This window comes from Enterobacter sp. 200527-13 (assembly GCF_027924865.1).
GTDB lineage: Bacteria > Pseudomonadota > Gammaproteobacteria > Enterobacterales > Enterobacteriaceae > Enterobacter > Enterobacter ludwigii.
The window spans coordinates 259,780-280,006 of the sequence record NZ_BSCM01000002.1 but is presented as its reverse complement, the minus strand read 5'-3'; the positions used below and the strand labels follow the sequence as shown (position 1 = coordinate 280,006).

Genomic DNA, 20,227 nt, shown 5'->3' with positions numbered 1-20,227 from the left:
CAGGTTTAGCATTTCTCCCCCATCATTTGAAATGGAGTTTCAACTTTCTCGTTAAGGTCCATTTTGAACGTCACTGCCCCCCTACGCCAGGCGATTATGCGCACGCCATGGTATGCAAAGCGTAAAAGCTATCGTGTTCTGTTCTGGCGTGAAATCACCCCCCTTGCCGTGCCTATTTTCCTGGAAAACACCTGCGTTCTGTTGATGGGGGTCCTGAGTACCTTTCTGGTCAGCTGGCTGGGTAAAGAGGCGATGGCCGGTGTCGGGCTGGCGGACAGCTTTAACATGGTGGTTATTTCTTTTTTTGCCGCCATTGACCTCGGGACGACGGTTGTCGTCGCCTTTAGCCTCGGTAAGCTCGATCCTAAACGTGCGCGCGAGGCTGCCCGACAGTCGCTAATGATCATGACCATTTTCTCGATCGTGCTGGCGGCGGTGATCCACTATTTCGGCAGGGAAATTATCGATTTTGTCGCCGGTGAGGCCACAAATGAAGTTAAAGACCTGGCGCTGACCTACCTGGAAATGACGGTTCTGAGTTATCCGGCTGCAGCCATCGCGCTGATTGGCAGCGGCGCGCTGCGCGGGGCGGGCAACACCAAAATTCCGTTGCTGATAAACGGCGGGATGAACATCCTGAATATCATTATCAGCAGCGTGCTGATCTACGGCGTCTTCTCCTGGGACGGGCTCGGGTTCGTGGGTGCCGGGCTGGGGTTAACGATTTCACGTTATATCGGCGCGGCCGCCATTCTCGGGGTGCTGATGGCGGGGATCACGCCGTCACTGCGCCTTACGCTGAAGAGCTATTTCCGCCCCTTTAACTTCGCCATTATCTGGGAAGTGATGGGAATTGGTATTCCCGCCAGTATTGAATCCGTGTTGTTTAACGGGGGCAAGCTGCTGACGCAAATGTTTGTCGCCGGGATGGGGACTGACGTTATCGCCGGTAACTTTATTGCCTTCTCCATCGCCTCCCTGATAAACCTGCCGGGCAACGCCCTCGGTTCGGCGTCGACCATCATCACCGGTAAACGGCTGGGAAAAGGGCAGATAGGGCAGGCGGAACGGCAGTTGCGGCACGTCTTCTGGCTGTCAACCATTGGCCTGACGCTGATCGCCTGGGGAAGCGCCCCCTTTGCCGGGCTTATGGCCTCTTTTTATACCCACGAAGATGATGTCAAAGAGGTCGTTAAGATCCTGATCTGGCTGAACGCGGCCTTTATGCCCATCTGGGCGGCTTCATGGGTTCTGCCTGCCGGGCTGAAAGGGGCACGCGATGCACGCTTCGCGATGTGGGTATCGATGCTCGGCATGTGGGGTTGCCGCGTGGTGGTGGGCTACACGCTCGGGGTCATGCTTGGCATAGGGGTAGTCGGCGTCTGGCTGGGGATGTTCCTTGACTGGGCGGTGCGTGGAGCGTTGTTCTACTGGCGTATGGTCAGTGGGCGCTGGCTCTGGAAATACCCGCGAATAAAACAGGAACCGACGACCACAGAATCAATAGAATACCTGACAAATGCGCGAAGTGGAGAATAATTCGGCAAACAGTCAGAAATATGCATTCTGCCTTTGACATCATCGGGGAGCATCGATAATATGCGCCCCGTTCACACGATTCCTCTGTAGTTCAGTCGGTAGAACGGCGGACTGTTAATCCGTATGTCACTGGTTCGAGTCCAGTCAGAGGAGCCAAATTTAAAAAGCCTGCTTTTATAGCAGGCTTTTTGCTTTTCTGCGTTCTGAAAAGGTCCGATGCCACGGGCTTACAGCCGGGTCAGGCGAAACCGCCGCCCGGCATCCACTGCTATTTCTAATGGTTAACCCGAACCGGCATCGTCGCCTCAAGCAACCATTGCCGCGCGTCGCTGTCGACCAACGGTAACAGGGCCTCACGCACCTGCTGATGATACTCATCCAGCCACTGTTTTTCCTGTTCGTTCAACAGCTGTAACTCGACCTGGCTCAGGTCGATCGGGATCAGCGTCAGTGAGGAAAACGTGCAGAATCCCGGACGGCTTTCGACAATCTCCACCTGGTTTTCAATGCGGATCCCATGGCTGTCCGCCAGATAATATCCAGGCTCAATAGTCATGATGGTGCCGGCCACCAGGGGCCACGGGTTAACCTTTTTGGCGAGACGATGCGGGTTCTCATGGATAAGCAACTGATGTCCTACGCCATGCCCTGTCCCGTGATCGTAATCCAGCCCCATTTCCCACAACGGGCGACGCGCGAAGGCATCAAGCTGATGGCCCTGGCTGCCGGAGGGAAACTGTAAGGTTATCAACGACAGGAACCCTCTCAGTACGGCGGTGTAGTGCAACTTCTGCTGTGGCGGCACGCTACCCCATGCCAGCGTACGCGTGGCGTCAGTGGTGCCGTTATGATACTGACCGCCGGAATCATTAAGGTAAAAATGATGTTGACCGATGGGCTTATTGCTGGCTTCGCTTGAGTGATAGTGGCACATCGCCGCATTACTGGAGGAGGCGGAGATGGTGGCAAAACTTTGCTCAATAAATCCAGGCTGCTGTTTACGGAATGCAAGCTGCTGCGCCTGCGCTTCCAGCTCCGTCAGCGGTTTTCCCGCCGCCTCACGCAGGGGGACTTCACGGCTTAGCCAGGCCAGGAAATTCACCCAGGCAGCACCGTCCTGGTGATGACACTCGCGATACCCGGCAAGTTCGACCGGGTTTTTAGTGGCTTTCATCAGAGTGATGGGATCGGTTCGCCAGACTATTTCGCCCTCTGGCTCAATGGCAAAGCGCAGGGCGACCGGCGCGGAATCGGCATCAACCATCACCCGCTTGCCTTGTGACAGGCGCTGGCAGCGTTCGATAAAGGCATCCTGTGGCGCAATCCTGAACGCGTTTCTCACGCTCTCGGGTAGCTCGCTGAGCTTATTGTCGTTAACAAACCACTCCACGCTACCGTCACGATCAAGAAGGGCAAAGGAGAGGGGAACAGGACTGGATGGAATGTCAGCGCCACGCACGTTCAACAGCCAGGCGATGTTATCTGGCAGAGTCACGGCCAGATAATCGGCATCGTGTGCGGCCAGCACGGCGGCAACGCGCTGGCGTTTGGCGAGGCTGCTTTCGCCACTGACCTCCACCGGCATTTCTCGAATACGTCCCGCCGGCGCGGCAGGGCGATCGTGCCATAAGGTATCAAACGGCGACTGACTGAGTGGAACCAGTTCACAGGGTGTTGCAGACAGTTGCCCGAACTCCGTATTGGTCATTAGCAGTGCTTCAAACCCAATACGCATGCCGGCCCCGACGTTGGCTGTGAGCCATTCGGCCAGCGGTTCATAGTGCAAATGGTGGATTTCAATTTCATCCATATTGACCTGAAGGCGAGCCTGAACCTGATAGCGGCCATCGACAAACAGCAGGGCTGTGTTTTTCAGTACCAGCGCCAGACCTGCGGAGCCATCAAAGCCCGTCAGCCAGGCCAGCTTTTCATCGTACGGCGCGCAATACTCACTCTGCCAGGCATCCGCGCGCGGCACGATCATGCCATCAAGATTGTTTTCCTGTAGCCATCGGCGCAGGGCCGATAAGCGTGATGGGGTGTGCATGGTTTTTCCTTGTTCTTGTTAGCGGAATGGCGGCTCGTTGAAGGTACGTAATTTACGGGAATGCAGCCTGTCGCCTTCCGCACGCAGCAAATCAATGGCGCGAATGCCGATTTGTAGATGTTCGGAGATTGCCCCTTCATAGAAACGGTTGGCCTGACCCGGAAGCTTAATTTCGCCGTGCAGCGGTTTGTCGGAAACGCACAGCAGCGTGCCGTAAGGGACGCGGAAGCGATATCCCTGTGCGGCGATGGTGGCGCTTTCCATATCAATCGCGACGGCACGGCTGAGGTTGAAACGCAGCGCGGAGGCGGAGTAACGCAGCTCCCAGTTGCGGTCATCCGTCGTCACTACCGTACCGGTACGCAGACGCTGTTTAACCTCTTCACCCGGCATACCGCTCACCTCTTTGGTGGCGTCATACAGCGCACGCTGCACTTCGGCGATGCTCGGGATAGGAATATCCGGTGGAAGCACAGCGTCAAGCACATGGTCATCACGCAGATAGGCGTGGGCCAGCACGTAGTCGCCAATCAGCTGGCTTTCACGCAGGCCGCCGCAGTGTCCAATCATCAGCCACACGTCCGGGCGCAATACCGCCAGATGGTCGCAGATGGTTTTGGCATTTGACGGACCAACCCCGATGTTAATTAAGGTGATCCCCTGGCCGTCAGCGGTGATCAGGTGCCAGGCAGGCATCTGGTGTTTTTTCCACGCCAGGTCGGAGATGGCCTGCTCGGGTGCCTCGGTTTCCGCGGTGATCCAGATCCCGCCGGCGCAGGACAGCGCGATGTAAGGGCTATCCGGGTCGAGGATCTGGCTGCAGCCCCAACGGACAAACTCGTCGACATAGCGGGTGTAGTTGGTAAACAGTACAAAGGGCTGGAAATGGTCGACGGGCGTCCCGGTGTAGTGACGCAGGCGCGCCAGAGAGAAATCCACGCGGCGGGCATCAAAGTGCGACAGCGGTGAAAATTCTGCCGGGTGGTAGATACCATCCGCCGTCTCATCGCCAATCTGCGACAGCTCGGTGGTCGGGAAATGGCGCGTCAGTCCCGCGCTCATGGAGCGGTCAAGGGTTAATGCCGAACCGTCAATCACATACGGATACGGGATCTCATGCTGTGAGGGTTCAACGGCAATGTGCGCGCCGTAATCCTGATACAACAGCGTGAGTTGCTCTTCAAGATAAGGGCGGAACAGTGCAGGGCGGGTGACGGTAGTGCTGTAGCAGCCGGAGTGGGTAAAGCGTGCGTAGGCGCGCGTTTTCGGCGTGTTAGTCGCGCTGCCGTCCCAGGTGACGGAAAGCGATGGATAAACAAAAAGGCCCTTACTTCTGGCCTTTTCGTCGGGGAGTTTCCCTGTTTCGATATACTCACTGATGGCGCTGCGCAGCGCGTTGACGGACTGTTCATACAGTGCATCGAGTTTTTCCAGTGCCTGAGCCGGGGTCAGGCTGGAGCCCTTATTATTCATCTCTGTCTCCTTGTTCCACAGGTGTGCGACTCTACCCGATAGTATGTCACACGCCTGTGAAACAAAAGTGAGATCAGGTGTGGCTCGTCTCTTTCATCAATAGCGCCGTCGCTGCTGACAGCAGGCAACCGGCCAGCAGATAAAGTGCCACACTGTGCCAGTTGCCCCCGGAGAAGGTCACCAGCGCGGCGGCAATAAATGGCGTAAACCCGCCGCCGACCACGCTTGCCACCTGATAGCCTACGCCCGCGCCGCTGTAGCGATAGCTCGCCCCGAACAGTTCGGTAAACATGGGCTGCTGCACGCAGACCACCATATCGTGGGCGATGTTAGCGAGCATGATGGCAAAGAAGACAATCCAGAAGATCGACTGTGCCTCCAGCGCCATGAAGAACGGCCAGGCGCTGAGGGTGCCAATTAGCGCCCCGGTGATATAGACGCGACGGCGACCAAACCTGTCCGCCAGCCAGGCGAAGCTGGGGATAGTCAGGCAGCTGATCCCGCCGACCAGCAGGCCAATGTTCAGGAACAGCTCGCGGGGCAGACCGAGATTTTGCGTTGAATAATTGAGGGCAAACGCGGTCACGATATACATCGTCAGCAGTTCGCACAGGCGCAGGGCAATAATTTTCAGAAAAGCGCCAGGATGCCGGACAAGCGCTTCCATCACCGGCAGCCGTTTTCTGGCAACGGGCGGTTCTTGCCGCTGTTGTTCGAACTCAGCAGATTCTTCCATGCCGTTGCGGATCCACAGGGCAGCGACAACCAGCACGATGCTGAAGATAAACGGAATGCGCCAGCCCCAACTCAGGAATTGTTCATCGGTGGTGAAGTGGCTCATCAGCGACACCAGCCCGGTGGAGAGCAGCAGACCTACGCCATAGCCCACCTGCACGCCGCTGCTGTAAAACGCTTTCTTGTTCTTTGGGGCACTCTCAACGGATAACAGCGCCGCGCCACCCCATTCGCCGCCTACCGCGAAGCCCTGAATGGCGCGCAGCGTAACCAGAAGCACCGGCGCCCACCAGCCAATGGTGGAAAATGAAGGGAGAACGCCAATCAGCGCGGTGGCGATGCCCATCATCCAGACGGTGAGCATCAGCATGCGTTTGCGACCGAGACGGTCACCGAAGTGGCCGAAGATCACTCCGCCCAGTGGACGAAATAGGAAGCCGACGCCAAAGGTAGCAAACGCGGCGAGCGTACCCATTGCCGGGCTAATCTGGGGGAAGAATTCGCGGTTAAACACCAGCGCGGCAGTAATGCCGTAAAGCAGAAAATCATACCAGTCGACGACGGCACCCGCGAAGCTGCCGAGGGCTGCGCGGCGGGCACGATTGAGCGAAGGTGTCTCCTCGTTGGGATGTGTGGAGGTGAGAGTGGAGTCCATAGTTGTCCTGTCTGCACGTATTTCTAATTATTGGTATAAGAAAAGGTCACTCACATAGCCACCGTCATATAAACGGAACGTATGAGACTACCGCGCCAGGGCGCGTGTGCAAACTGATTTTATTTCCTGATGGGTAATGCAAAGCGGCTACGCTATGCTTAGCAAATCGAGGTGCGACTGAGGAAGGGAATATGTGTCGTATAAATGTGTTGAGTTGTCTTGCTGCATTACTTATCAGCCAGAGCGTTCAGGCGGTAAGTTATCCTTTACCGCCGACAGGCAGTCGGCTGGTGGGCACTTCGCAAACCATTACCGTGCCGGATCACAATACGCTACCGCTCGAAGCGTTTGCCGCGCAATACGGGCAGGGTCTGAGCAATATGCTGGAAGCGAACCCGGGCGTGGATCCTTTTTTGCCTAAATCCGGTACGCAACTGGTGATACCTCAGCAGCTGATTTTGCCTGACACCGTCCGCGAGGGAATTATCGTTAATGCGGCAGAAATGCGCCTCTACTATTACCCACCAGGCAGCAATACCGTTGAAGTGTTACCCATCGGCATTGGTCAGGCCGGGCGCGAAACCCCGCGAAACTGGGTCACGGCGGTAGAACGTAAGCAGGAAGGCCCCACCTGGTCTCCTACGCCGAATACGCGCCGTGCCTATGCGGCAGAGGGGAAAACGCTGCCTGCATTCGTGCCCGCTGGGCCCGATAACCCAATGGGACTGTATGCGATTTATATTGGCAGGCTGTATGCCATTCACGGGACAAACTCCAATTTTGGCATCGGACTGCGGGTGAGCCAGGGTTGTATTCGTCTGCGCAATAACGACATTAAATATCTTTTCGATAACGTCCCGGTAGGCACCCGTGTGCAGCTTATCGATCAGCCCGTTAAAGTGACGACAGAGCCGGACGGCAGCCGCTGGGTAGAGGTGCATGAACCGCTATCACGGAACCGGGCGGAATTTGAATCGACCCGGAAAGTGCCTTTGCCGATATCTGCCTCGCTGCGAACCGAGCTTGTCAACGAGGGGGCGGGCGCGGAACTGGAACGTCGGTCAGGGATGCCGGTTAAGCTCAGCAACTGAGGGCAATTTTACCTGCCGCAGAAAAGCAAAAAGCCTGCTCTAAAAGCAGGCTTTTCAAATTTGGCTCCTCTGACTGGACTCGAACCAGTGACATACGGATTAACAGTCCGCCGTTCTACCGACTGAACTACAGAGGAATCGTGTGAACGGGGCGCATATTATCGACGTCAGCCGGCCTTGTCAAAGGGTGGATCAACGCCTTTTGATCGTTTGCTGACAAAATCAGCAAAATGGCGTTTTTGACGCCGGAATGCACCGTAATGGTGCGCACATACCCCTAATGGGGCAGATCATAAACTGCTGTTTCAGTAATAAAACCGCTGCTTATGATTAGCTTTCCTTATTTTCAGCCGCTTAGCGACAAATCAGACCTCTTCGTAAAACTGGCATTCATATTGCAAAACCCTATCAACAATGAAAAGCCAGTACCGGCACAGCATTTCGAACAGGGGGCAAAATGAACTTAAGACGACTGAAATACTTCGTAAAAATCGTCGATATCGGCAGCCTGACTCAAGCGGCGGAAGTGCTGCATATCGCGCAGCCTGCGCTGAGCCAGCAGGTGGCTACTCTGGAAGGCGAGATGGATCAGCAGCTGTTGATCCGCACCAAACGTGGCGTGACGCCAACGGAAGCAGGCAAAATCCTGTATACCCATGCGCGCACCATCCTTCGCCAGTGCGAACAGGCGCAGCTGGCGGTGAATAACGTGGGCCAGACGCTGAGCGGCCACGTATCCATTGGGCTGGCTCCGGGAACGGCCGCGTCCTCTATTACCATGCCGCTGCTGCAGGCCGTCCGCGCAGAGCTGCCAGAAGTGCTGGTTTACCTGCATGAGAACAGCGGTTCTGTGCTGAATGACAAACTTCTTAGCGGCCAGCTGGATATGGCGGTGCTGTACGACCGCTCACCGGTGGCCGGGATCACCAGCCAGCCGCTGCTGAAAGAAGATCTCTACCTTGTGGGCACCCGCGACTGTCCGGGGCAGAGCGTCGATCTGACGGCCGTTGCAGAAATGAATCTTTTCCTGCCGCGTGACTACAGCGCGGTGCGCGTGCGTGTGGATGAAGCGTTCTCCCTGCGCCGCCTGACGGCAAAAATTATCGGTGAAATTGATTCCATCTCCACGCTAACCGCCGCTATAGCCAGCGGTATGGGTGTGACCGTTCTGCCAGAATCCGCAGCACGTTCGCTGTGCAGCGCGGCAAACGGCTGGATGGCGCGCATCACCACGCCTTCGATGAGCTTACCGCTGTCGCTGAATATGTCCGCGCGCGGATCGCTGTCACCTCAGGCGCAGGCGGTAAAAGAGATTCTGATGTCGCTGGTCAGCAAACCGTCTCTGGAGAACCGTGAGCTGCAGCTGGTGAGTTGATATTCCATAAAAGCATAAGATGCTGGTTTTTATTATTTGTTCTGCAGGTCGGCTGACTCTAACAATAGCGTTATGTCAGATGCGCCGGAGTGAATCGTGAATTTCCAGCAACTTAAAATTATCCGTGAGGCGGCCAGGCGGGACTACAACCTGACCGAGGTCGCCAATATGCTTTATACCTCTCAGTCCGGCGTCAGTCGCCATATCCGCGAGCTGGAAGAAGAACTGGGGATAGAGATTTTTATCCGTCGCGGCAAGCGTCTGCTTGGCATGACGGAGCCGGGAAAAGCCTTGCTGACCATCGCTGAGCGGATCCTCAACGAGGCCAGTAATGTTCGTCGCCTGGCGGATCTCTTTACCAATGACGCCTCGGGCGTCCTCACTATCGCCACCACCCACACCCAGGCGCGTTACAGCCTGCCGCCGGTGATTAAAGCCTTCCGTGAACTTTTCCCTGACGTCCGTCTGGAGCTTATCCAGGGCACACCGCAGGAAATTGACGTGCTGTTGCAAAACGGTGGGGCAGATATCGGCATTGCCAGTGAACGCCTGAGCAACGATCCGCTGCTGGTGGCTTTCCCGTGGTTTCGCTGGTACCACAGTCTGTTACTTCCCGTCGACCATCCGCTGAATCAGGTTACGCCCCTGACGCTGGAAGATATCGCGAAATGGCCGCTGATTACCTACCGGCAGGGTATTACCGGACGCTCGCGCATTGATGAAGCCTTTAACCGCAAAGGCTTAACGCCGGATGTGGTGCTGAGTGCACAGGACTCTGATGTAATCAAAACCTACGTCGAGCTGGGGCTGGGCATTGGTCTGGTGGCGGAACAGTCCGGTGGTGAACGCGAGACGGAGAACCTGGTACGACTGGATACGCGTCATCTCTTTGATGCCAATACCGTATGGCTCGGCCTGAAGCGTGGACAACTGCAGCGCAACTATGTGTGGCGCTTTATCGAGCTCTGCAACGCCGGGCTGTCCGTGGATGAGATTAAACGTCAGGTGATGGAGCCAGAAGAAGTGGCGATTGATTATCAGATTTAAGCCCCTTATAGCACCCATCCCCGTCGACAAGAAGCACAAGCCTGCAATTAAAGCAGGCTTTTTTATTGAAACCGTTTAATTTCCTGACCGCTAGTTCTCAAGAATATCCTGATGAATAACGATACCCTGTGACGTCATAAGATTGGTTTATAGTGAAATGTTTCTCATATTTTCCATTGGGTTAAATATAAGAATAAATAAAGAAATATGATTCTTTTAGATGAGGATAATACTCGCGTGCGGCAAAAAAAAGGGGCTGAAAAGCCCTATAACACGCCGAGCGAAGCGTTAACTAAAAGGGTATTTTTTAAATGCCGCCTGGTTTTCGAAAATGTCGGCTACCGCTTGAATCTTTTTAAAATCCCCGGCGTTAACGACGTGAGGGATCATTGACTGAATAAATGTCCAGATAACCGTACTGGTAACAGCAACCTGATCGGCCACCGCGTTTTCCGGGCGTGCTTCCAGCAGCGCGTTCCATTCCCGACAGGCAGCCAGTAGCTGGACGGTAATACGTTCTATCCACGGATTATGTTGTTTCTCCGCCGGGCGCAGATTGTGTTCGTACACATTTTGCACAGCTTTCTCTGCGGCGGCGAGGATAAAGCCCAGCGTCTGGAGATCGTTCGCCAGTGCATCCGGCGTCACGGGCAGGAGTCTCCGTTCAGGCGCGGCCTGAGCCTCAAAATAATTCAGTATGAGAGACGAGTCCATCAGACGTGTTCCATTCTCCAGAACCAGCGTTGGCGCTTTTACCGCAGGGTTAATCCGGGAAAATTCCTCAAATGTGCTGAATACGGACAACGGCTGGCTTTCAAACGCAACGCCATAAAGTTCCAGGGAGACCGCCACGCGGCGTACATAAGGAGAATCCATCATGCCAATCAGCTTTATCATGATTCCCGTTTTCCTGTCTGTGTGAAAAAACGCTTCATTGAAGATGATAAACAGACATTACAATAAATTCGTTATGGCGAATATCATCAGTATCTTACGGCCTGAGTGAGTATTACTGACAGATTGGCCGGTTAGCGTTTATCAGATTCAGTGTATGAGGGCGTGGTTTCATGTCGGATTTTCCACCTATCGCAAGTTTGCGTAGTTTTGAAGCTGTGGCTCGCCTTGGCAGCGTAACGCTTGCGGCGAAAGAGCTTCATGTTACCCATTCCGCCTCAGCCAGCAGATTAAAGTGCTGGAGGAAATGGTGGGGGTGAAGCTGTTTATCCGTCATGGGCGAGGGGTGCAGATCAACGAAGAGGGGCGTCTCTACGCGTTACAGGTGCGCGAAGCGCTGAATCATATCGCAGATGCCACCCGGTTAGTGCAGGTGAAACCGAGAATACTGGAACTGACGCTGGCGATGGTGCCGTCTTTTGGTTGTCACTGGTTGTTGCCGCGTCTGGAGCGGTTTCGGGAAAAATATCCACACATCACGCTGCGAATCCTGGCCAGTCTGACGATCACCCGCATGCAGCAGGAAGGGATAGATGTGGCGATACGCATGGGGAAAGGTAATTGGGAAGGAAGCAACTGCCATTATCTTTTTTCAGATGAACTGATTGTGGTTGCAGCACCCGGTTATAACGGCGGCGTCCTCCCGGCAACACCAGCTGAGGTGGCGAAGAGTAAAATCATATTCTCCATGGAGTCGTGGAAAACCTGGTGTTTCAATGCGGGACTGGAAAAAGATATTGTGCCCGGCGGGTTATGCATTAACGACTCAAATTTAGTCCTTGAGTCTGTCAGACTCGGTAAAGGTATCGCGCTGGAGCGTCGCTCTCTGGTACAGGATGCCATCACCCGAGGCGAACGGGTCCAGCTTACCCCTTTCACTGCACCTTATCCCTGGCCTTACTGGCTGGTGACATTGCAGTTAACGGAAGCGAAACCGGAGGTGGCTCTCTTTGGTGAGTGGCTGGATGAGGAAGTGGCGGCCTGGCGTCAGTTGACAGGGCCTGTGGAAAGTAACGGCTAACAGAAAAGCAAAAAGCCTGCTTTAAAAGCAGGCTTTTCAAATTTGGCTCCTCTGACTGGACTCGAACCAGTGACATACGGATTAACAGTCCGCCGTTCTACCGACTGAACTACAGAGGAATCGTGTGAACGAGGCGCATAGTATCGACCTCAGTTCGTCTTGTCAAAGGGGGAAAACGCACTTTTCGTTCGTTTGCCGACAATTTCAGCAAATCGCTGATTTTATAGCAAATTCGCGCTGAAATTACACAGTAAATTGCGCCGCCCGCAGGCGGCGCGCAGGATTAGAACAGTACGGAGTAGTTCAGACCAAACGTACGGCCACGGCCTTTATAAGTATACAGACCTGGTGCACCGTAGGTTGGGCTATACAGCCCCGGCGCACGCTGACCCCAGGCGGTGGTGTAGTCTTTGTCCAGCACGTTTTCCACGCTGAAGCTGACTTTACCCACCGGCAGGTCGTAGCTGCCCAGGAAGTCGACCGTGTTATAGCCATCGATCTTCTTACCGTCGGCATCTGACACGTCAAAGGTCTGCGTACTCTGCACGCGCAGGGTCCAGTCGCCCGGTGCCCAGTTGACCCAGGCGCTGGCTTTCGACGGGCTGGCGCTGTCTACCGTCAGCTTCTCCCATTTACCGTTCTCGCGGGTTTCAGACTTAATGGCGTTAAAGTTCGCGCCGGTGCTCCAGTCGCTGTCGGTGAAGAAATAGTCCACCTGGCCTTCAATCCCGTAGATACGACGTTTGTCGTCTTCCAGGTTGATGGTCATGTCCGTTTTGTTGATGGTGATGGTTTTATCCGAGAGCGAGTAGTACGCCGCAACCTGCGTGCGCAGGTTATCGCCGGTGTAGCGCCAGCCCAGCTCATACGCGTTAACCTTAATGCCGTCCAGCGTCGAGTCGTTAACGTTCACGCTGTTCAGCAGGCGATAGTGCCCGTCGACAAGCTGGTAAGTACCGGAGCCGTAGTACTTCGCCAGGTCCGGAATTTCGAAGCCCTGGGAGAAGTTAAACCACAGCTGCTGCTGTTCGGTCAGACGGCCAAGGATCCCGGCGTTGAACAGGAAATTGTTGTAATTGGTTTTCCCGCCCGGTACCGCATCAGCCGATGTGGCTTTCCCGTTAGCGATGGCCTGTTGCTGGGTATAACCAACGAAGTCATCCACCTTGTTTTCGGTGTACTGATAGCGCACGCCGCCGCTCAGGGTAATGGCATCAATGTCGTAGCTGGCCTGCAGGAACGGGGCGAGGTTGGTAATGCTGTAACCCGGGTAACGGCCAACGTTATAAGCGTTCTCCAGATCCATACCGCCGCTTGCTGCCGCTTTGTCCAGATTGAAGAACTGCTGGTTAGCGTCGAAGGTTTCGTGGTCAGCATCCACACCCCAGGTCAGCGTTAAATCATCCATCGGTTTGCTGTTCAGCGTCAGCTTGCCGCCGTAAAAATCGGTTTTCTGCTGCGACGCACCGATGCTGCTCACCACGCCTTTGGTCAGTGTCGGGAACGGGTAGTAGGTCAGGCTTTCGTCACGATAGTAAATCTGTGCGACCAGATCCTGGCCCCAGAAATCGGTGTTGGAGTACTGCAGGTTAATCAGATGCCGCTCTGTGCCCGGCAGGCGGTCAGAGTTCAGGTTGCCTTTATTGTAGGCTTTGGCATCACCCGTAACCGCGGAGAAGTTTTCCCCGAGGAAAAGGCCGTGCTTCCCGTCGGACTCGCTCTTGTAGTATTGCGTCGTAAGCTGCAGCTGCTGGTGATCGTCGATGTTGAGGGTGCCTGTTCCCATCACATCCAGACGGTCGGAATACTGTAATCCGGTCTGGGTGTTATCAATAATCACCTCGTTGCCTTTGCCGTCGTACCAGCCGCCGTAGCGCTGATACGATACTGACAACCGGCCAGAGGCATTGTCGTTGCCGCCGCTCACCGCGGCTGACACGTTCTCATCATGATCGTTATGGCTGTTAAAGCCACTCTTTGCTCCGGTCTGGAACTCCACTTCGGTATCAGGCTGGCCTTTTTTGGTCACGATATTCACCAGACCGCCGGTACTGCCACCACCATAAAGCGAGGTTGCACCTGAGATCACTTCGATACGGTCAATGTTGAACGGATCGATGGAGTCGAGCTGGCGGCTGTCGCTGCGGGACGAGTTAAGACGCACGCCATCCACCATCACCATCATCGAGCGGCCGCGCAGGTTCATACCGTAGTTGGTGCGGCCCTGGCTGCTGACGTCCATGCCCGGGATCAACTGCGCCAGCACCTCTTTAATCTCTTTTCCACCCTGAACCTGCTGTTCAATCTCAGCACGCTCAATAACCCAGGTAGTCTGCGCCATCTCCGCCACGCTGCGGTGCGCGCGGCTGGCGGAGACAACAATATTTTCTTCCTTTTGTTCTTCCGCCCACGCAGAGGTAGAAAGCATTGCAAGCAAGCAAGGATTTAAAACCCAAAGATGAGAACGTTTCATTGTTATGTAGTTCCTGAATGTGTGTGTCAGTACTCGGTGGTTCTTGCTAAAGATTGATAAACCTGGCTGCTGTCCGGGCGGGGAGTGCTACGCCAGTGGATCACGCCAGGGGTGGTGGCCAGCTCAAACGGCTCGTCGTCGTGCGCGCGATTCAGAATTCGCGCGGCGCGCCAGGCCATCAGGCTGAGCTGGGGTTCGGCAATGCCAAGACGGTGCATCCCGGCATTCACGGCGAACAGGCGGTTGCTCTGCGGACCGTCCCATTCAAGGGTGAAATCATTGTTGATGCAGAAGGTTTCGTCGGCGTCCAGACGCAGGCGATGGGAGAGCGGTGCCAGAAACGCAGGCTGCACGGTGCGATAGCCGGTAGCGAAAATCACCACGTCGGTATCGAGTTGTTCACGGCCACCGTCAAGGTGATGCTGTAACGTCAGGCGCTTACCGTTCTCCTGCTGCGCGATCGCGGTGACCGAGCGAGAGGGCAGGAGGTGTGCCCACGGTTTTTCCCGCAGCACTTCGAAGCGGTGATACATGGCGCGATAAATCGCCAGCAGAGACTCCGTAGTGATGCCGTCAGAGGTCATCTTCTGCTCGTGCAGCATCTGACGACGCGCCTCTTCGCCAAGCGTGGAGAAGCTGTCTACATATTCCGGTGTGAAATACTCGTTGGCGAAAGCCGCTTCATCCAGCGCGTTATAATTGTTGCGTCGGGAAACCCAGTTCAGGCTCAGTGGCTGACCCCACTCCCCGCGGAAGATATTTAGAAACAGATCTGCACCACTCTGACCTCCGCCGACGACGGTGACGCGCTTGCCCGCTAAGTCCGGCGTGCGCAGCATCATCTCGCTGGCGTGGAAGCAGCTGTCATCCTGCGCCGGAGCGCAGTCAGGCAGGTTAATCTGTTTGCCAATTCCCACGCAGACGTGACGCGCCAGGAAGCGATCGCGCTGAGTCACCACGTCGAACAGACCGTTTTTTTCATCAAAACTGACCTGCTGTACCTGCTGGCTGAAGGACAGGTTGGTGAGGTTTTCCGCGGCCCAGCACAGGTAATCGGCAAACTCTTCGCGAGAGACGGTACGCTGCTCGGTGGTCAGAAAACGATAGAACTTTTTACGCTGCACCAGATAGTTAAGAAAACTGTGGCGATTGGTGGGCTCCACGGCGCTCACCAGATCTTTCAGGAAGCTGGTTTGCATATGGCAGTCCGGCACCATCATGCCAGGGTGCCAGGAGAAATGCGGCTTGCGTTCAAGAAACAGCGAACTAAAACCGTCCAGTCCTTCAGCCAGTGCGGCGATGCTGAGGTTAAACGGGCCAATACCAATGCCGATGAAATCATACGTTTTCATTGCGCTGACTCCTGGGAGACCAGAAAAAGAGGGTTATCAAGATCGGTGACATAGTTCGGCAACATGCGGCTGCCGCCGTCGTGTTCGGAGAAGGTCAGTTTGACCGGGTTGAGGATCACGCGAATAATTTGCGGCTTAAACAGATCAAACGTCGCAAAGCGTTCGGCGAGATCGGGATGCGCGGCCATATAGCGGCGCAATACCTCGGCCAGGATCTGGTAGAAACGGGTTTCGCTGACGCCGCTTTGCAGGGTAAGGCGTGAAATAAACCGCAGCACCGTGACAAAGTTACCGGTTTGCAGATCGTGAATGATGTAATCCGCACTCAGGCGCGCCGTGACGGACTTCACCTGTTCAGGCAGGCTTGCTGCCTGCGGGAAATCTTCATCCACCAGGCGCATGTCCCCCTGGAAATCTTTCAGCAGGATGCGTTGCGGGATGGCGTCTTTCATCACCAGCGTCACGTTCTGGCCGTGGGCGATAAGCGCCACGCCGTAGCGGCAGAGCAGGTGATAGAAGGGGATAATCGTCGCGTCAAAGAGCTTTTCCAGCCAGGCTTCAGCGGTCAAACCGGATTGGGCGATCCATGCGTCAATCAAGGGGCGTCCGGCGTTATCGCTCTCCATCAACGCAGCCATCAGCACCGCTTCTTCACCCTGCTGAAGATAACAGGACGGATTTTCGCGCCAGATAACCCCCAGCATCTCCTGATAGCGGTAAGGCGCTTTCGGCAGCGCGGCGTAACCCGGGTGGGAAAGATACCCGGCCGCGGGCTCGCCAAGCACCTGCGCGCCACAGCGAATAAGCGTGGCATCGCTGGCGAACTGCTGCTGTAACCAGCGTGAGGCCAGCGGGCCAGCGGCAATGTACTTACCCGGAATACCGCGATAGCAGGAGGTGTTGTAAATGGTCAGCGGCAGCTTGATGTCAAACGGCGCGCGGCGGCTGGCATTGGTGAGGGTACGCAACGATTGCTGCGCCAGGTACTCGTCGCCAAACTCGCCCAGCTCAACCATTTCGCCGCGCGCGAGTTGCGCCAGGAAATGGACAGCAATCTTTTGTTGCCACTGCCACGGATGCAGCGGCACGGGCAGCCAGTTATCATCAAGATCCAGCGCCTGCCAGCGGGCATCAAACCGGGCGCGCTCGGCGTTATCCATGGCGCTCGCCAGCAGGGTATTGATATCGCAATCAACATCGCTGCTCCAGACCAGGTGCGCACGTTGCACGGCGACCCAGTGCACGCGAAAACGGCCACGGTATTCCGGGGCATACTGGCGTAGCGCATCCAGCCCCCAGCCGCGGCGTCCCTTGTTAAAGATAAACTTAGGATGGCCGCTCATCAGGCACTGTAATTCGTCCGGGTCGAGATGAATGAGCGCATCAGCATCCAGCGTTTCGCGCGCCTGTAACAGCTGAATATCACCCCGCAGCGTGGCATAGAGATCTTCCAGATGCTCCGCGGTCTGCGCGTCGCTCATCTCCAGTACCGTCGCAAGCTGCAGCAGTGCAGTTTCTGCGTCCACTGCCTTACCGCTGACGGTGGTCAGGCTCGCGGGGTCGATATGCAGCCAGCCCCAGATCCCGCGCGTGGCCTGGAACTGCCAGGTCTCCGCGCCCATGGTGATTTGCCAGCGATTGTCTGCCAGCTGCCGGGCGCTCAGGGTGCGTTCATATTCCAGTTCGGCGAGGATCTTCGCCACCATGTCGCGGTTCACTTTCTGCCAGTACACGTTCACAGTCCCACCTCGCTGAAGAAGCGGTGACGCTGGTTCATGATGAGGCGCGAGCGTTTATGCGGGAAGTCGAACTCTTTCACGGTTTCGAAACCGGCAGACGAAAGATGGCGGAACAGGCGCTGGTTGTCGAAACGCGGCTCGGCAACGATGCGTGTTGTGCGTGGCTCATCCAGCCACAGATAATGGCTCAGACCGCGCAGCCAGCTGCGGATATACTGCGCGCCGCGCCAGTTTTCTTCCCCAACCAGCATGTGCAGGCCGCGGTCAAACGGCTGCCAGCGATAGTGACGGCCAATACGGTCTTCCGCCGCCCAGTAAATTTCAAAGTAGCCGAACGGCTGGTCATCAAAGCAGCCGATAAGCGGATAACAATAGGTCGAGTCGAGCTGACGGTGCAGGTAATTTTCCTGCTCCGCCTGCGGGCCGGCCATCTCCCAGAAGGCGTTAACGCGTGGGGTGTTCATCCAGCGGGTGAAACGTTCGCCGTCCTGCGCCACATCGGCCACGCGGAAACTCAGGATGCGTTTAATCTGCGGGTCGTAACGGCGATAGACTTCACCTTGCGGGCGGTGAGGGCGCAGCGGGAAGTAAAGCTGACGGCTTTCATCGAACTGCATGCCGCCGTGGTTCTGGGGCCGTTCTCCCTGCAGCCACAGGGGTAACTGCCAGAACGTTTCGCGCGCCAGATAATCTCCGCTGGCAAGCGTAAACAGCGCCTGCGCCTGCGGTTCATCCTGCCAGGCGGACCAGGGGAGCGTGACGCCGGTCAGTGCCGGTGCGGCGATAAACAGCTGATCCAGCGCGTCGACTAACCAGCCTTCCGGGATACCACCCACGCGCTCAAGCACTGCGCTGCCGTCGAGACCTAACGTCAGGGGCAGAGTGTTCTCCGTTGCGGTGCAGCGAAAGCCATAACCAGAATGGACGATATTCGCGTTTGCCATCACGCCTTCTCCTTGTAAAACGGGTTGCTAAAGTCGAAATAGATCACTGCCGGATCGGCGATGGTGTTTTCGTTGCGATCGTGCAGGTAACAGAAAAAGTTGCCTTTACAGTTCCAGGTTGGGCTGTCGAGCACGTAGTCGAGGCAGCGGGTCTGTTTCGCTGTTTTGCGTAATTCGGCCAGTGCGTCACGCACCTGCGCCATCAGGCTCTCTTCGCTGTCGAAACCGGCGGCGGCGAGGGCGGCAGTCACGGCAAGCGTTGAGTTCAGCAGCAGGTAGTAGGGGAAGTAGCGCAGCAGCTGGCTTTCGCCAAAACGGTTTTCCACATCATGTTCACCCGCCTCTTTTAGCCATTCATCGGCCCCTTCAGTCCAGGCGCTGCCCTGACAATCGCGGTAGATCAGCCCGACGGGGAAATCCTGCTGCATCTCAACGAGGATATTTTGCTGGTGCGCCAGCAGAACCAGGCCGTAATCCGCTTCCGCGCTAAACAGCGGAAGTAAAACGCGATCGCAATACGCCTGCACCCAGCAGCGCGCAGCCTCGGCGAGGGGTAAATCCAGGCGCTGGCTCAGACGACGTACCGCCGCAACCAGCAGACTGTCACCTCCGTCCGGGGCCGCCTGCGTCAGGCTCACCAGTACGTTGGTCTGGCTCTCTGGCGTCTCGAACAGCAGGTTCACGCGCAGGGCCATCAGGCTCTCTTCCTGGATGATGCCATTTTCATCACGCAGCCCCGCCCAGCCGTCTTCCTGCATAACACGCAGGGTCGGGTAGCGTGCCTGTAAGGTCTGCCAGCGCGCTGTCTTAGCCAGACGCGCCAGGCGCATACCGCGTTTAACCTCTTTCACCGACAGCGTGCGCACGGAGTTGGTCAGGCGCACGCTGAGGGAAAACTTGATCATGTCGCTGTTGGTTTCGCTGTAGAGCGAGCGCGAGGAACTGGTGGGCAGCCACTGCGCGCCCGCTTCGCCCAAATCCTGCAGGTCGCCGTTAGCCACAAGACGCTGGCACCAGGCCTGACCCAGCAGATGCTCGGCCTGCCACGGATGCATCGGCAGCAGCCAGCAGGTATCGGTGAAGTGACCGAGGAGCTCAGGGGCACTCTGCGCTGCGAAGCGCAGCAGGCGTTCGCGAAGAGAGACGGCCAGGCTGTCGCCGGCAATCAATTCACGCTTAACCGCAAACCAGCGCAGCGGGAAGCGGGAGGCAAAATCAGGCAAATAGCGGCGCGCTTCACTTTCGTTAAACGGCTCGTGAGATTTGGGGGCCGGGTGAAACGCATGGCCCACCAGCAGCGCCTGTTCTGCTTGCGCAAAATTCAGCGGTTTGTCACGCAGGTTTGCCCAGTTGTGGCGCAAATCGATGGCCTGCCAGGTGTGGGCATGGCTTTCAAGGGCACGTTGCTTAAAGCGAGCCAGCGTTTCGGTATCGAGTGAGCCTTTAACTGAAGGTTTTTCCAAGATTAAATCAATCAGTTGCGTGAAAGTGACGGCGTCACCGCTGTCGCTGTCGCGCTGGATAAGCATCGCCGGAAAGTGATACTGATGATGCTGAGTCGGAGAGAAATAGCGTACCGGAACCCGAATGGCCTGGGTTGAAGAGAGCGGAATATGAATCTGCGATAGCTCATCCGCAACGGTAGCGGGGAGATAGCGCCAGTCCTTCGTTTCACGCAACAGGGCGTTCAAAAAACACTGGGCCGCAACGTCTGTACCGGCGGAGCGGGGCAGAGTACGCATAGGTGTACCTCATTCCATGATTGATAATAATTATCGTTAT

Annotated in this window: 15 protein-coding genes and 3 tRNA genes; 7 read left to right on the top strand and 11 right to left on the bottom strand. The window is 56.1% G+C overall.

Going from position 1 to position 20,227, the window contains the following annotated elements:
• Positions 1 to 96 precede the first annotated feature (96 nt).
• Positions 97 to 1,539 carry a multidrug efflux MATE transporter EmmdR gene (gene emmdR, locus QMG44_RS10600; RefSeq protein ID WP_232937515.1) on the top strand — a complete coding sequence of 481 codons (1,443 nt, stop codon included), beginning with the start codon at positions 97 to 99 and terminating at the stop codon, positions 1,537 to 1,539.
• An 80-nt stretch (positions 1,540 to 1,619) separates the two neighbouring features.
• Positions 1,620 to 1,695 (top strand) — tRNA-Asn (locus tag QMG44_RS10595).
• 118 nt (positions 1,696 to 1,813) lie between these two features.
• On the opposite strand, the gene QMG44_RS10590 is transcribed toward QMG44_RS10595, so the two are convergent.
• The 3 genes from QMG44_RS10590 to shiA all read right to left on the bottom strand — a co-directional run bounded on the left by QMG44_RS10590 (position 1,814) and on the right by shiA (position 6,449).
• Positions 1,814 to 3,586, bottom strand: coding sequence for an aminopeptidase P family protein (locus QMG44_RS10590; protein WP_086532327.1), 1,773 nt, complete (start codon positions 3,584 to 3,586; stop codon positions 1,814 to 1,816).
• Between the two features lie 18 nt (positions 3,587 to 3,604).
• Complete coding sequence (locus tag QMG44_RS10585; protein WP_014170778.1) at positions 3,605 to 5,059, bottom strand: AMP nucleosidase; 1,455 nt, start codon at positions 5,057 to 5,059, stop codon at positions 3,605 to 3,607.
• Between the two features lie 73 nt (positions 5,060 to 5,132).
• Entirely contained in the window at positions 5,133 to 6,449 is a 1,317-nt protein-coding gene (gene shiA / locus QMG44_RS10580; protein ID WP_020883300.1) for a shikimate transporter, read from the bottom strand.
• 191 nt (positions 6,450 to 6,640) lie between these two features.
• On the opposite strand from shiA, the gene ldtA reads away from it, so the two are divergent.
• Entirely contained in the window at positions 6,641 to 7,540 is a 900-nt protein-coding gene (gene ldtA, locus QMG44_RS10575; protein ID WP_032680660.1) for a L,D-transpeptidase, read from the top strand.
• Positions 7,541 to 7,601: 61 nt separating this feature from the next.
• On the opposite strand, the gene QMG44_RS10570 is transcribed toward ldtA, so the two are convergent.
• Positions 7,602 to 7,677 (bottom strand) — tRNA-Asn (locus QMG44_RS10570).
• Positions 7,678 to 7,997: 320 nt separating this feature from the next.
• Here QMG44_RS10570 and nac point away from each other — a divergent pair.
• Positions 7,998 to 8,915: a nitrogen assimilation transcriptional regulator NAC gene (gene nac, locus QMG44_RS10565; protein WP_014170773.1), complete on the top strand. Its 918-nt coding sequence runs from the start codon at positions 7,998 to 8,000 to the stop codon at positions 8,913 to 8,915.
• Between the two features lie 96 nt (positions 8,916 to 9,011).
• Positions 9,012 to 9,962: an HTH-type transcriptional regulator Cbl gene (gene cbl, locus QMG44_RS10560; RefSeq protein WP_025203722.1), complete on the top strand. Its 951-nt coding sequence runs from the start codon at positions 9,012 to 9,014 to the stop codon at positions 9,960 to 9,962.
• Positions 9,963 to 10,250: 288 nt separating this feature from the next.
• Here cbl and QMG44_RS10555 read toward each other — a convergent pair whose 3' ends face one another.
• On the bottom strand, positions 10,251 to 10,859 hold the full coding sequence (locus tag QMG44_RS10555) for a glutathione S-transferase family protein (RefSeq protein WP_020883302.1): 609 nt from the start codon (positions 10,857 to 10,859) through the stop codon (positions 10,251 to 10,253).
• Positions 10,860 to 11,029: 170 nt separating this feature from the next.
• Here QMG44_RS10555 and QMG44_RS24310 point away from each other — a divergent pair, with 170 nt between their 5' ends.
• A complete protein-coding gene (locus tag QMG44_RS24310; RefSeq protein ID WP_394146060.1) occupies positions 11,030 to 11,176 on the top strand; it encodes a LysR family transcriptional regulator in 147 nt (48 codons plus the stop codon).
• Positions 11,152 to 11,937, top strand: a complete 786-nt coding sequence (locus QMG44_RS10550; protein ID WP_404997240.1) for a LysR substrate-binding domain-containing protein — start codon at positions 11,152 to 11,154, stop codon at positions 11,935 to 11,937. The genes QMG44_RS24310 and QMG44_RS10550 overlap by 25 nt, the downstream gene beginning before the upstream one ends.
• Before the next feature lie 43 nt (positions 11,938 to 11,980).
• Here QMG44_RS10550 and QMG44_RS10545 read toward each other — a convergent pair.
• The 6 genes from QMG44_RS10545 to QMG44_RS10520 form a co-directional block, all read right to left on the bottom strand.
• Positions 11,981 to 12,056, bottom strand: a tRNA-Asn gene (locus QMG44_RS10545).
• Between the two features lie 164 nt (positions 12,057 to 12,220).
• Positions 12,221 to 14,410: a TonB-dependent siderophore receptor gene (locus tag QMG44_RS10540; protein WP_014170770.1), complete on the bottom strand. Its 2,190-nt coding sequence runs from the start codon at positions 14,408 to 14,410 to the stop codon at positions 12,221 to 12,223.
• 26 nt (positions 14,411 to 14,436) lie between these two features.
• Positions 14,437 to 15,762: a lysine N(6)-hydroxylase/L-ornithine N(5)-oxygenase family protein gene (locus QMG44_RS10535; protein WP_020883310.1), complete on the bottom strand. Its 1,326-nt coding sequence runs from the start codon at positions 15,760 to 15,762 to the stop codon at positions 14,437 to 14,439.
• On the bottom strand, positions 15,759 to 17,501 hold the full coding sequence (gene iucC / locus QMG44_RS10530; RefSeq protein ID WP_086532328.1) for an IucA/IucC family siderophore biosynthesis protein: 1,743 nt from the start codon (positions 17,499 to 17,501) through the stop codon (positions 15,759 to 15,761). The genes QMG44_RS10535 and iucC overlap by 4 nt, the downstream gene beginning before the upstream one ends.
• Positions 17,498 to 18,445 (bottom strand): GNAT family N-acetyltransferase, encoded by a 948-nt coding sequence (locus QMG44_RS10525; protein WP_032680665.1) that lies wholly within the window; start codon positions 18,443 to 18,445, stop codon positions 17,498 to 17,500. Before QMG44_RS10525 ends, iucC begins: the two co-directional genes overlap by 4 nt.
• Positions 18,445 to 20,187 carry an IucA/IucC family siderophore biosynthesis protein gene (locus QMG44_RS10520; RefSeq protein ID WP_086532329.1) on the bottom strand — a complete coding sequence of 581 codons (1,743 nt, stop codon included), beginning with the start codon at positions 20,185 to 20,187 and terminating at the stop codon, positions 18,445 to 18,447. Before QMG44_RS10520 ends, QMG44_RS10525 begins: the two co-directional genes overlap by 1 nt.
• Positions 20,188 to 20,227 lie beyond the last annotated feature (40 nt).